The following is a 12,370-nucleotide window of genomic DNA, read 5'->3' on the forward strand; positions in this document are numbered from 1 at the left end:
TTTAATCGTTTAGTCGGCCGCGCGGGTGAGTGCGAGGCGGAAGCCGAAGCCGACCAATGCGGCGCCGGTGATGCGGTTGAACCATTTGCCGCTGGCAATGAAGCGGTCGTGACGGGCTTGACGGTGAAGAAGATCGAGACGCCGGCGAAGAATTTGCATCGTTTACCCTTTGCGACCTACCGCCCACCGCTGACGTTGAGGATTGCACCGGTGACATAGGAGGCCGCAGGAGAAAGAAGATAGAGGACGGCATCGGCCACCTCTTCTGCCGTTCCCGGCCGCTGCATCGGAATGCTCGGCGCCATGTCGCGCGCACGGTCTGGCAGTCCGCCGGAGGCGTGAATATCGGTGTCGATAATTCCCGGGCGGATCGCATTCACCCGGATGCCATCCGCAGCGACTTCGCGGGCGAGCCCGATCGTGAAGGTATCGATCGCCGCCTTCGAAGCGGCGTAATCCACATATTGCGACGGTGATCCGATGATCGCCGCCATCGACGAGACGTTGACGATCGCTCCGCCCTTGCCACCATGCTTGCTCGACATGCGGCGAACGGCCTCCGCCGCGCAGAGAATGGAGCCGGTGACATTGACGCGCATCATCCGCTCGATGCGCTCGACGCTCATTTCGTCGACGCGCTGAGCCGTATCGATGATACCGGCATTGTTCACCAGCCCGTCAAGCCGCCCGAAATGGCGATCAACGGTTTCGAACATCAAGGTGATTTCAGCGGCGTTGCCGACATCGCCTTTGACGGCAATCGCCTCGCCGCCGTCCGCCGCGATCGCTTCAATGACGGCATCCGCGGCTGCCCTGTTCGAGACATAATTCACGGCAACCCGCCAGCCTTGCTTGGCAGCAAGCCTTGAGACGGCAGCACCGATGCCGCGGCTTGCGCCGGTCACGAGCAGAACAGGCACATCACTCATTTCGCGCATTCCTTGAATGTCAGGACATCCCAGGGCGCGACCGTCGCCTTGCCTTCGCCCCAAATCGAGGACTCGCGGATCGCCGGACCGAGACCAGGTAGCACGATCCTGTCAGCAGCGCCCTGCGCCTCAGCCTGAAGATTATCCAGTTCGCCTGCGGCACGGACGCTGTAGACCGGCCCTTGCCAGATCGTGCAGGCATCGAGATCCGCACCCGTCACATCACCATCCGGGCACTTGAACATGACGATGCCGATAGCACGATCGGGATCCTCCGACGGCATCACATATCCGTCCAGAACGATCGAGGTCTTCAAGACATTGATCTTGAACTGATTGCTTGCCGCAGCGGCTTCGGAACCGAGCGGCGAAAAGCGGAGTTCATAAGCGCCGTCGCGATCGGCATAGACGGCATCAGATTGCTTGCACTCGGCCGAAAGCGCAGCTCCCGTCATTGCGCACAGGAAAAGTGGCGCCGCCAAGGCAGCCGCCAATTTCAGCCTAACGATTAGGAGCGAACTGCCGTCCGCTGCCGGAACTCCACGCGCCATAAGGCACTCCTTGCCGCGAAAGACAGGGCCGCTCGCGCGGTCCCATCATTCTCTTAGAGATCGAGAACCAGACGCTCCGGATCTTCCAGGCTTTCCTTGACGCGGACGAGGAAGGTCACGGCCTCCTTACCGTCGACGATGCGGTGATCGTAGGAGAGTGCCAGATACATCATCGGACGGATGACGATCTGGCCGCCGACAACGACCGGACGCTCCTGGATCTTGTGCATGCCGAGAATGCCCGACTGCGGCGCATTGAGGATCGGCGAGGACATCAGCGAGCCATAGACGCCGCCATTGGTGATCGTGAAGGTGCCGCCCTGCATGTCGGCCATCGAGAGCGTGCCGTCGCGCGCGGCCTTGGCAAGACGGCCAAGGTCTTTCTCGATCTCGGCGATCGACATCTGGTCGGCATCGCGGATGATCGGAACGACCAGGCCCTTGTCTGTGCCGACAGCCATGCCGATGTGGCAGTAGTTCTTGTAGATGATGTCGGTGCCATCGATCTCGGCGTTGACGGCCGGCAGTTCCTTCAGGGCGTGCGTCACAGCCTTGGTGAAGAAGCCCATGAAGCCGAGCTTCACGCCATGCTTCTTTTCGAAGACGTCTTTGTACTTGGCGCGCAGATCCATGACTGCCTTCATGTCCACCTCGTTGTACGTGGTGAGCATGGCTGCGGTGTTCTGCGCATCCTTGAGGCGCTTGGCAATCGTCTGGCGCAGGCGCGTCATCTTCACGCGCTCCTCGCGGCCGGCGTCCTCGACCGTCGATGGGCCACGAACTGCAGCGGGAGCGGCAGGCGCAGCAGCCGGGGCGGAAAGGCCCTTGGCGACGGCAGCGATCACATCGCCCTTCAGCACCTGGCCGCGCTTGCCACTGCCTTCGACTTGATCGGCCGAGAGATTGTTCTCAGCGAGCATCTTGGCGGCAGCCGGCGCCGCCGGCATGGTGGAAGCCGGGGCCAGGGCGGAAGCAACCGGTGCCGCAGCGGCAGCCGCCGGAGCAGCAGGCGTTGCCTGGGCGGGAGCAGCGACGGCCGGCTCGGCGGCCTTGGCGGGAGCGGCAGCCGGGGCTGCAGCGCCTGCGGCGATCTGGCCGAGCAGAGCGCCGAGGCCCACGGTTTCGCCGGCCTGGGCAACGATTTCGGACAGCGTGCCGGAGGTCGGTGCCGGGACTTCGATGGTCACCTTGTCGGTTTCAAGCTCGAGAATCGGCTCATCGGCCTTGATGGCGTCGCCAACCTTCTTGAACCAGGTGCCGACGGTTGCCTCGCTGACGGATTCACCGAGAGTTGGAACGCGGATTTCTGTGGCCATTGTTCAAATCCTGATTTGCTTGTTTTCGTTTATTCGTTTCCGGCAGCAGACGGCCGGAGAATGATCGAGGGCATTGGTAAAATTTCGAAGTGGAAACCGAAACTGGAGCGGACGATCGGATCGGCATCGGCGAGCGCCTTTGCGGCCTCCCGATCCTCGACTGAAACGACCGCCATACCCCAGGCGCCTTCGCCCTCGAAGACGGGGCCGACAGCAATTGCCGATCCCGCTTCTGCGTTGTGGCGCCAATATTCGGCATGCCGTTCCATCGCAGCCATTTCCTCCCCGGTCGCGTCGTTCGGAAAGCGGGAACGAGGCGGCACAAGTCTCAAGAAGAAATATGCCATCGCCCCAACTCCTCAGCCGCCCAGCGCATCCTCAAGGAATGCAGCGAGCTGCGACAGATGCTTGGACATCAGGCCCGTTGCCGGCGAAGCGGCAGCCGGACGTCCGGTGTAGCGGACGCGCTGATACTTCGCATCGATATGGGCAAGAACCCACTCGAGATACGGATCGATGAACGACCATGCGCCCATGTTCTTCGGCTCTTCCTGGCACCAGACCATTTCGGCATTGCGGAAGCGGGAGAGCTCGTTGATGAGCGCCTTGGCCGGGAACGGGTAGAGCTGTTCGACGCGCAGCAGATAGACATCGTCGATACCGCGCTTTTCGCGCTCCTCCAGAAGATCATAATAAACCTTGCCGGAGCACATGACGACGCGGCGGATCTTGTTGTCTTTCTGCAGCTTGATCGGTCCGTCCTTGATGACCTCTGCATCATCCCACAGAAGGCGGTGGAAAGAGGATTCGCCGGCCATCTCTGCGAGGCTCGAAACCGCCCGCTTGTGGCGCAGCAACGACTTCGGCGTCATCAGGATCAGCGGCTTGCGGAAGTCGCGCTTCAACTGACGGCGCAGGATATGGAAGTTGTTCGCCGGGGTCGTGACGTTGGCAACCTGCATGTTGTCTTCCGCACAAAGCTGCAGGAAGCGTTCCAGGCGCGCCGAAGAGTGTTCCGGACCCTGACCTTCGTAACCATGCGGCAGCAGGCAGACGAGACCCGACATGCGCAGCCACTTGCGTTCGCCCGACGAAATGAACTGGTCGAAGACGACCTGCGCACCGTTTGCGAAATCGCCGAACTGCGCTTCCCAGAGCGTGAGCGCGTTCGGGCGCGCCAGCGAATAGCCGTATTCGAAGCCGAGAACGGCCTCTTCGGAGAGCATCGAGTTGATGACCTCGTAGCGGGCCTGCGTCGGCGACAGGTTGGCGAGCGGGATATAACGCGCTTCGGTCTCCTGATCGTAAAGGACCGAATGGCGCTGCGAGAAAGTGCCGCGTTCGCAATCCTGACCCGAAAGGCGGATCTTATGGCCTTCGAGGCAGAGTGCGCCAAAAGCGAGCGCCTCGCCCATTGCCCAGTCGATGCCTTCGCCCGTCTGGATCATGTTGGCCCGGTTTTCCATGAAGCGCTGGATCGTGCGGTGCGCGTTGAAGCCTGCCGGCACTTCCGAGAGCTTGCGGCCGATCTCCTTCAATTGTTTCATCGGCACGGCCGTCTTGCCACGGCGCTGCTCATCGGCGTTGTCGGCCGTGCGCAGACCAGACCATTCGCCGTCCAGCCAGTCGGCCTTGTTCGGCTTGTAGGACTGCCCGGCCTCGAACTCCTGCTCGAGATGAGCGCGCCAGTCGGCCTTCATCTTCTCGACTTCGCCTTCGGTCAGCAGGCCTTGCGCAACAAGACGCTCGGCGTAAAGCTGGAACACCGTCTTGTGGCCACGGATGACCTTGTACATCTTCGGCTGGGTGAAGGACGGTTCGTCGCCTTCGTTGTGGCCGTAGCGGCGGTAGCAGAACATGTCTATCACGACCGGCTTGTGGAACTTCATGCGGAACTCGGTCGCGATTTTCGCGGCGTAGACCACAGCTTCCGGATCGTCGCCATTGACGTGGAAGATCGGGGCCTCGATCATCTTCGCAACGTCGGACGGATAGGGCGACGAACGGGAGAAGGCCGGGTTCGTCGTAAAGCCGATCTGGTTGTTGATGATGACATGCATCGTGCCGGCGACACGGTGGCCGCGAAGACCCGAAAGGCCGAGAATTTCAGCGATGACGCCCTGGCCCGCGAAAGCCGCATCGCCGTGGATCAGCAACGGCAGAATCTTGGCGCGCTCGGAGAGCGGAATGACATCGCCTTCCCAGACGGTAGCACTCATGTCCTGCTTGGCGCGCGCCTTGCCCATGACGACGGGGTCGACGATTTCAAGGTGCGAAGGGTTTGCCGTCAGCGAAACGTGAACCTTGTTGCCGTCGAATTCGCGGTCGGAAGATGCACCGAGATGGTACTTCACGTCGCCTGAACCTTCGACCTCGTCGGGCGCATAGGAACCACCCTTGAACTCATGGAAGATGGCGCGATGCGGCTTTCCCATGACTTGGCTGAGCACGTTCAAGCGGCCGCGATGCGCCATGCCGAACACGGCTTCCTTCAGGCCGAGGTGGCCGCCACGCTTCAGGATCTGCTCAAGAGCCGGGATCAGTGATTCACCGCCATCGAGGCCGAAGCGCTTGGTGCCCTTGAACTTGACGTCGAGGAACTGCTCATAGCCTTCCGCTTCGACGAGCTTGGCAAGGATCGCCTTCTTGCCTTCCGGCGTGAACGCAACGCCCTTGTCCGGCCCTTCGATGCGTTCCTGAACCCAGGCCTTCTCTTCCGGATTGGACATGTGCATGAACTCGACGCCGAGAGTCGAGCAATAGGTTCGCTCGAGGATCTCGATCATCTGCGGAATGGTCGCGTATTCGAGACCGAGCACGTTGTCGATGAAGATCTTGCGATCGTAGTCGGCCGCGCTGAAGCCGTACGCTTCCGGCGACAGTTCCTTGTAGTCTTCGACCGGTGCTGCGATGCCTAGCGGATCGAGCTTGGCATGCAGATGGCCGCGCATGCGATAGGCACGGATCATCATGATGGCACGCACGGAATCGCGCGTCGCCTGGAGGATGTCAGCGCCGTCGGTCGGCTTGCCGGCAGCTTCGGCCTTTGCCTTCACCTTGGTTTCGATGACCTTCTCGACCGCGCCCCAATCACCGTCGAGCGCAGATACAAGATCGCCGCCGGCCTGAATCGGCCAATTCTTCTTGCGCCAGGAAGCGCCCTTGGCCGCCTTCTTCACATCGTTCGGATCGTCTTCCAGCGCCTTGAAGAAAGTCCGCCACTGATCGTCGACCGATGATGGATCCTCTTCGTAGCGCGCATAGAGCTGCTCGATATAGGCAGCATTGGCGCCATCCAGAAACGAGGTGATCTGAAACTGCTCGTTGGCTTCTTGCCGTGCCATGGTTTTACGCGGACGCTTTCCGCCCGCCTCCTGACTTTTGATGAATTTGCCGGCTCTACCCGGCTGCCGCATTCGAATTTGCCGCCTGTCCGCGGCACACCTGCTGTCGAAAACCTGGGGCCGGGCGGAAGCGCAGGTGCTTTCTTCCGCCCGGATATATAAGTTGGCTTAGCCCTTGAGGACTTCAACCAACGTCTTGCCGAGACGAGCCGGAGACGGCGACACCGTGATGCCGGCCGCTTCCATAGCCGCGATCTTGTCTTCCGCGCCGCCCTTGCCGCCGGAAATCACGGCGCCGGCATGGCCCATGGTGCGGCCGGGAGGTGCCGTGCGCCCGGCGATGAAGCCGACCATCGGCTTCTTGCGTCCACGCTTGGCTTCGTCCTTGAGGAACTGAGCCGCGTCTTCTTCAGCAGATCCGCCGATTTCGCCGATCATGATGATCGACTTGGTTTCGTCGTCGGCAAGGAACATCTCGAGTACGTCGATGAACTCGGTGCCCTTGACCGGGTCGCCGCCGATGCCGACTGCCGTCGTTTGGCCGAGACCTTCATTCGAGGTCTGGAAGACGGCTTCATAGGTCAGCGTGCCGGAGCGCGAGAGAACGCCGACCGAACCCTTTTTGAAGATGGAGCCTGGCATGATGCCGATCTTGCATTCCTCAGGCGTCAAAACACCCGGGCAGTTCGGACCGATTAGGCGCGACTTCGACTTGTCGAGCTTGGACTTGACCTTGATCATGTCCTCGACGGGAATGCCTTCCGTGATGCAGATGATGAGCGAAATTTCCGCCTCGATCGCCTCGATGATCGCCTCGGCGGCGCCGGCCGGCGGCACATAGATCACCGATGCGTCGGCACCGGTCCTTTCCTTGCCCTCGGCGACGGAGGCGAAGATCGGCAGATGTGCTTCGCCTTCGAGCGACCCCCAGGTCTCGCCACCCTTCTTCGGATGGATGCCGCCGACCATCTTGGTGCCGTAGTAGGCAAGCGCCTGCTCGGTGTGGAAAGTGCCGGTCTTGCCGGTCAGCCCCTGGACCAGGACCTTGGTGTCTTTATTGACGAGAATTGACATGCCTTAGTTCCCTTTCACAGCAGCGACGATCTTCTTCGCCGCGTCGTCAAGATCGTCGGCAGGGATCACGTTCAGCCCGCTCTCTCGTATGATTTTCTTGCCGAGTTCTACATTGGTGCCTTCGAGACGGACGACGAGCGGCACCTGGAGGCCTACTTCCTTCACCGCCGCGATCACGCCTTCGGCGATGACGTCGCAGCGCATGATGCCGCCGAAGATATTGACCAGGATGCCCTTCACGGCCGGATCGGCGGTGATGATCTTGAAAGCCGCGGTGACCTTTTCCTTCGATGCACCGCCGCCGACATCGAGGAAGTTCGCAGGCTCGGCGCCGTAGAGCTTGATGATGTCCATGGTCGCCATGGCAAGGCCCGCACCATTGACCATGCAGCCGATATTGCCGTCGAGGGCAACGTAGGCAAGGTCATATTTGGAGGCTTCGATTTCCTTCTCGTCTTCTTCCGTTTTGTCGCGCAGAGCGACGATGTCTTCGTGACGGAAGAGCGCATTGCCGTCGAAGGATACCTTGGCGTCGAGGACGCGCAGGCGACCGTTTTTCATGACGATCAGCGGATTGACTTCGAGCAGGCTCATGTCCTTTTCGACGAAAGCCTTGTAGAGGATCGGGAACAGCGTGTCGCCATCCTTGCGAGCTTCGCCTTGGAGATTCAGCGCATCCGCAAGCTTCTTGCTGTCTTCAGCCGTTACGCCCTTTGCGGGGTCGATAGCGACGGTGATAATCTTCTCGGGCGTGTCGTGTGCAACGGTCTCGATGTCCATGCCGCCTTCCGTCGAAACGACGAAGGCAACCTGGCCGACGGAACGGTCGACGAGAATTGAGAGATAGAGTTCGCGCTCGATATCGGCACCGTCTTCGATGTAGAGGCGGTTGACCTGCTTGCCGGCCGGGCCGGTCTGCTTGGTGACCAGCGTATTGCCGAGCATTTCCTTGGCATTGGCGACGACTTCGTCGATCGACTTCGCAAGGCGAACGCCACCTTTGGCTTCCGGCGAGAGTTCCTTGAATTTACCCTTGCCGCGGCCGCCGGCGTGTATCTGGCTTTTCACGACGTAGAGCGGACCCGGCAATTCTTTTGCCGCAGCCTCGGCTTCGTCGGCCTTGAAGATGGCCACACCTTCAGCGACCGGTGCGCCATAGCTCTTCAGCAGAGCCTTGGCCTGATATTCATGAATGTTCATGGGTTTATTCCTGTTTTGATTACTTCAGCGCGGGCGCGATGTTGATGCAGGCTTCGCACAGGCCGGCGACAGCGCCGACCGACTTGTCGAAGGCTTCCTTCTCGGCCTTGTTGAGGTCGATCTCGATGACGCGCTCGACGCCGCCGGCACCGATCACTGTCGGAACGCCGACATACATGTCCTTGACGCCGTACTGGCCGGAGAGATGCGCCGCGCAGGGCAGAACGCGCTTCTTGTCCTTGAGGTAGGCCTCGGCCATCTCGATTGCCGAGGCTGCCGGAGCGTAGTAGGCCGAACCGGTCTTCAGGAGGCCGACGATTTCGGCGCCGCCGTCACGGGTGCGCTGGATGATTTCCTCGAGCCGTTCCTTGGTGACCCAACCCATGGTGATGAGGTCGGTGAGCGGAATGCCGGCAACGGTGGAGTAGCGAGCAAGCGGCACCATCGTGTCGCCGTGGCCGCCGAGAACGAAAGCAGTGACGTCCTGAACGGAAACGTTGAATTCCTTGGCAAGGAAGAGGCGAAAGCGCGAGCTATCGAGAACGCCCGCCATGCCGACGACCTTGTTGGCCGGAAGGCCGGAAAACTTCTGCAGCGCCCAAACCATGGCGTCGAGGGGATTGGTGATGCAGATGACGAAAGCGTTCGGGGCATATTTCTTGATGCCGGCGCCGACCTGCTCCATGACCTTGAGGTTGATGCCGAGAAGGTCGTCGCGGCTCATGCCCGGCTTGCGCGGAACGCCGGCGGTGACGATGCAGACGTCTGCGCCTTCGATCGCAGAATAGTCGCTGGCACCCGTCAGATTGGCATCGAAGCCTTCGACCGGGGACGACTGGGCGATATCGAGGCCCTTGCCCTGTGGAATGCCGTCGGCGATGTCGAAGAGGACGATGTCGCCGAGCTCTTTCAGGCCGGCGAGATGCGCCAGCGTGCCACCAATCATGCCAGAACCGATAAGTGCGATCTTGTTACGCGCCATTTCGCTGTTTCCTTTGCGATCAAAATCAGTCGGGCGGCGCGTCTAGGGCGTCGTCCAATGACGCAATCGCATAGCCCTAAAGCCCAAAAATGGCAACGTGTTATTTTTGAATCAGCAATTTCAATCGTTTAGATACAAAATATCTTACGTAAACGTAAGATATTTTGTGCGAAACTGTTACTCCGCGGCGTGCTTTTTATGGTGCATCGCAAGATATTCCGCGCTGCGCATCTCAAAAAGGCGCGATGCGGTACGATCGAATTCGAAGCCTTCCGTCCCGCGCCGTTCGATCAGCAAATCTTCCGGCATTGCCGCAGCCGACGCATGAAGGCGAACGCCGTGGTCGTAGAGCGTGTCGACAAGAATGATGAAACGCTTCGCCTGGTTCCGCTTGTCCGGACCGAGCATCGGGATGCGATCGACAAAGATCGTATCGAAACGCTTGGCGATTGCGAGAAAATCAGCAGCACCGAGCGGCTTCTCGCAAAGATCGGCAAAGGAAAAGCGCGCCATGCGATCGACTGCGAGTGGCACATGGATCGACCGACCTTTCATCGGGATATCGAAAGGCTGCGCCTTGCGCCCATCCAGCGCCTGCGCCCAGGACGCGTCCATGGCCATATCCGTCCGCTCATCGATCGGCGTCAGATAGACCGGCTGGCTGTTCAGCTTCTCCATCCGGTAATCCGTCGGGGAGTCGAGCGTCACGACCTCGACATTCTTCCTGAGGAGACCGATGAAAGGCAGGAAGAGACCGCGATTGAGGCCGTCCTTGTAGAGATTGTCGGGCTCGACATTCGAGGTCGCGATGAGCACGCAGCCACGCGCAAAAAGCTCGGAGAACAGCCGCGACAGGATCATCGCATCAGCGATGTCCGTCACCGTAAACTCATCGAAACACAGGAGTTCGGCCTCCTGGTAAAGTGCGGCCGCCACGGGCGGCACGGGATCGGCCTGCTTTATCTCACCGTTCTTCAGCTTGAGCCGGTGCGCGGCGATGCGGTTGTGTACATCGGCCATGAATTCGTGGAAGTGCGCACGGCGTTTCTTCGAACAGGGCGCCATGCGGTAGAAGATATCCATCAGCATCGTCTTGCCGCGCCCGACGCTGCCGTGAATATAGAGTCCCTTGATGCCTTCGCTCGCCTTTTTCTTCGAAGCGAAGAGCCAGCCGAGCGAGCTGGATTTAGCAGCCGGGCGGCGGCGCTTCAGTTCAAAAAGCACCCGATCGAGGCTTTTTGCCACATCCATCTGCGCTGAATCGATCTGGAGAGCGCCGGAGGCCGTCAGCGATTTCAAGTGTTCGCTGACGCTCGAAGTGTAGTCGGGGATAGGCTGCATGAGGAGGAGTCCGCCTACGCGTCGTCGGCGGGGTGGCCGCCGGTTGTCTTACCGGCTGAGGGTGATCGGTTGACCGGTGCTCGTCTGGCCGCTGAAGCTGTTGTCGGCGGTCTTGTAGACGCTGCCGATCTGGTTGCCGCTGCGATCCTTGAGAAGAACCTGCTTGCCGGAGACTTCCCAGGAGCCCATCGCCGTCAGCTCGCCGGCGCAGCCGCGCGTGCCGCCGCGTGAGCCGCTGCCGAGATTGGTCAGCGTCAGGAACATGTCGCACCTGCCGTTGACGCGCCAGCTGCCGACCATGGATTCCTTGGAGACGTCAAGCGCATTGGCCGCCATGGCACCCGGCTGGCCCGGAACCGCAGGCGCGGCCGTCGGAGCGGCGGGAAACTGCGAGGCGCCTGCCGGTGGTGGAAGCTGCCCGCCCTGGACGGAAGGAACAGGCTGCGCGGTTAGCGGTGCCGGCGAGCTGTAACTCGCATTGTCATATGCCGTGCGCTGGCAGCCCGCCAATGACAGAACAACCGCCACACCCGTCATCGCATATCGCAATTGCATCATCATGCTCCCGATTGTCCGCTCTTGCCGCACAGAATTGGTCATCAGACTGATTTTCGAATTAGCGTATTTCACTTTGGTTAATCAAGTCGGCACAGCCATAAATTGCTCGCGACAATGCTTATGCCAGAAATGGAGCAGTTCAACTTGCCTGTCGGAGTACTTCCTGCAGATAGAATTTGTCAGCAAGGTGATGATCTGCACAATCCTTCGCCGGATTCAGACCGATCCCAGCAAAAATTCGGAAGAACCCGGCGCAGCCTCTGTCAGCGCCGGGCATTTGGCGAGCATCGGCTATCAGACCCGGCGCTCAACCATCATCTTCTTGATCTCGGCAATGGCCTTTGCCGGATTGAGACCCTTAGGGCAGGTCTGCGCGCAGTTCATGATCGTGTGGCAGCGGTAAAGCCGGAAAGGATCTTCGAGGTCGTCAAGACGCTCGCCGGTCGCCTCGTCTCTGGAGTCGATCAGCCAGCGATAGGCCTGCAGCAGGACGGCCGGACCGAGATAGCGGTCGCCGTTCCACCAGTAGCTCGGACAGGAGGTCGAGCAGCAGGCGCAGAGAATGCACTCGTAGAGGCCGTCGAGCTTCTGGCGATCCTCGTGGCTCTGCTTCCATTCCTTGGCAGGTGCTGGAGATACGGTCTTCAGCCAGGGTTCGATCGAGCGGTGCTGCGCATAGAAATTCGTCAGGTCCGGAACGAGATCCTTCACCACCGGCAAATGCGGCAGTGGATAGATTTTAACCGTGCCCTTGATGTCATCCATGCCCTTGGTGCAGGCAAGCGTGTTCGTGCCGTCGATATTCATCGCGCAGGAACCGCAGATGCCTTCGCGACAGGAACGGCGCAGCGTCAACGTCGGATCGATCTTGTTCTTGATGTAGAGCAGGCCGTCGAGAACCATCGGGCCACAGTCGTCGACATCGATATAGAAGGTGTCGATCGACGGGTTCTGGTCGTCATCCGGGCTCCAGCGGTAGACGCGAAATTCACGGGTGTTCTTCGCACCCGCCGGCTTCGGCCAGACCTTGCCTTCGCGCATCTGAGAGTTCTTGGGGAGAGCGAGTTCAACCATG

Annotated in this window: 11 protein-coding genes and 1 pseudogene; all 12 read right to left on the reverse strand. The window is 60.4% G+C overall.

Annotated features, from left to right (window positions below):
- Positions 1–9 precede the first annotated feature (9 nt).
- A pseudogene (locus tag QA644_RS17940) lies at positions 10–152 on the reverse strand (LysE family translocator); the annotation flags it as partial.
- A 24-nt stretch (positions 153–176) separates the two neighbouring features.
- On the reverse strand, positions 177–929 hold the full coding sequence (locus QA644_RS17945) for an SDR family oxidoreductase (RefSeq protein WP_194728376.1): 753 nt from the start codon (positions 927–929) through the stop codon (positions 177–179).
- The gene (locus QA644_RS17950) at positions 926–1,384 is read right to left on the reverse strand and encodes a hypothetical protein (protein WP_283072411.1); all 459 of its coding nucleotides are present in this window, start codon (positions 1,382–1,384) and stop codon (positions 926–928) included. The genes QA644_RS17945 and QA644_RS17950 overlap by 4 nt, the downstream gene beginning before the upstream one ends.
- Before the next feature lie 149 nt (positions 1,385–1,533).
- The gene (gene odhB / locus QA644_RS17955; RefSeq protein ID WP_283069823.1) at positions 1,534–2,796 is read right to left on the reverse strand and encodes a 2-oxoglutarate dehydrogenase complex dihydrolipoyllysine-residue succinyltransferase; all 1,263 of its coding nucleotides are present in this window, start codon (positions 2,794–2,796) and stop codon (positions 1,534–1,536) included.
- A 29-nt stretch (positions 2,797–2,825) separates the two neighbouring features.
- Positions 2,826–3,143 (reverse strand): YciI family protein, encoded by a 318-nt coding sequence (locus tag QA644_RS17960; RefSeq protein ID WP_022717415.1) that lies wholly within the window; start codon positions 3,141–3,143, stop codon positions 2,826–2,828.
- A gap of 12 nt (positions 3,144–3,155) precedes the next feature.
- Positions 3,156–6,140 (reverse strand): 2-oxoglutarate dehydrogenase E1 component, encoded by a 2,985-nt coding sequence (locus QA644_RS17965; RefSeq protein ID WP_074070457.1) that lies wholly within the window; start codon positions 6,138–6,140, stop codon positions 3,156–3,158.
- Positions 6,141–6,308: 168 nt separating this feature from the next.
- Positions 6,309–7,214: a succinate--CoA ligase subunit alpha gene (gene sucD, locus QA644_RS17970; protein WP_039846354.1), complete on the reverse strand. Its 906-nt coding sequence runs from the start codon at positions 7,212–7,214 to the stop codon at positions 6,309–6,311.
- A 3-nt stretch (positions 7,215–7,217) separates the two neighbouring features.
- Positions 7,218–8,414 (reverse strand): ADP-forming succinate--CoA ligase subunit beta, encoded by a 1,197-nt coding sequence (sucC, locus tag QA644_RS17975; protein WP_074069913.1) that lies wholly within the window; start codon positions 8,412–8,414, stop codon positions 7,218–7,220.
- 19 nt (positions 8,415–8,433) lie between these two features.
- Positions 8,434–9,396, reverse strand: coding sequence for a malate dehydrogenase (gene mdh / locus QA644_RS17980; protein WP_022717411.1), 963 nt, complete (start codon positions 9,394–9,396; stop codon positions 8,434–8,436).
- 177 nt (positions 9,397–9,573) lie between these two features.
- The gene (gene zapE, locus QA644_RS17985; protein WP_283069827.1) at positions 9,574–10,737 is read right to left on the reverse strand and encodes a cell division protein ZapE; all 1,164 of its coding nucleotides are present in this window, start codon (positions 10,735–10,737) and stop codon (positions 9,574–9,576) included.
- A gap of 48 nt (positions 10,738–10,785) precedes the next feature.
- Positions 10,786–11,292 (reverse strand): protease inhibitor Inh/omp19 family protein, encoded by a 507-nt coding sequence (locus QA644_RS17990; protein ID WP_074070458.1) that lies wholly within the window; start codon positions 11,290–11,292, stop codon positions 10,786–10,788.
- Between the two features lie 297 nt (positions 11,293–11,589).
- Positions 11,590–12,369: a succinate dehydrogenase iron-sulfur subunit gene (locus tag QA644_RS17995; protein ID WP_074069915.1), complete on the reverse strand. Its 780-nt coding sequence runs from the start codon at positions 12,367–12,369 to the stop codon at positions 11,590–11,592.
- Position 12,370 lies beyond the last annotated feature (1 nt).

Source organism: Rhizobium sp. CC1099 (genome assembly GCF_029714385.1).
Taxonomy (GTDB): Bacteria; Pseudomonadota; Alphaproteobacteria; order Rhizobiales; family Rhizobiaceae; genus Rhizobium.

Coding starts and splice junctions, on each gene's coding strand:
- QA644_RS17990 (WP_074070458.1), bottom strand. CDS start 11,292: ATGCAATTGCGATATGCGATGACGGGTGTGGCGGTTGTTCTGTCATTG.
- sucC (WP_074069913.1), bottom strand. CDS start 8,414: ATGAACATTCATGAATATCAGGCCAAGGCTCTGCTGAAGAGCTATGGC.
- QA644_RS17965 (WP_074070457.1), bottom strand. CDS start 6,140: ATGGCACGGCAAGAAGCCAACGAGCAGTTTCAGATCACCTCGTTTCTG.
- odhB (WP_283069823.1), bottom strand. CDS start 2,796: ATGGCCACAGAAATCCGCGTTCCAACTCTCGGTGAATCCGTCAGCGAG.
- mdh (WP_022717411.1), bottom strand. CDS start 9,396: ATGGCGCGTAACAAGATCGCACTTATCGGTTCTGGCATGATTGGTGGC.
- QA644_RS17960 (WP_022717415.1), bottom strand. CDS start 3,143: ATGGCATATTTCTTCTTGAGACTTGTGCCGCCTCGTTCCCGCTTTCCG.
- sucD (WP_039846354.1), bottom strand. CDS start 7,214: ATGTCAATTCTCGTCAATAAAGACACCAAGGTCCTGGTCCAGGGGCTG.
- zapE (WP_283069827.1), bottom strand. CDS start 10,737: ATGCAGCCTATCCCCGACTACACTTCGAGCGTCAGCGAACACTTGAAA.
- QA644_RS17945 (WP_194728376.1), bottom strand. CDS start 929: ATGAGTGATGTGCCTGTTCTGCTCGTGACCGGCGCAAGCCGCGGCATC.
- QA644_RS17995 (WP_074069915.1), bottom strand. CDS start 12,369: ATGGTTGAACTCGCTCTCCCCAAGAACTCTCAGATGCGCGAAGGCAAG.
- QA644_RS17950 (WP_283072411.1), bottom strand. CDS start 1,384: ATGACGGGAGCTGCGCTTTCGGCCGAGTGCAAGCAATCTGATGCCGTC.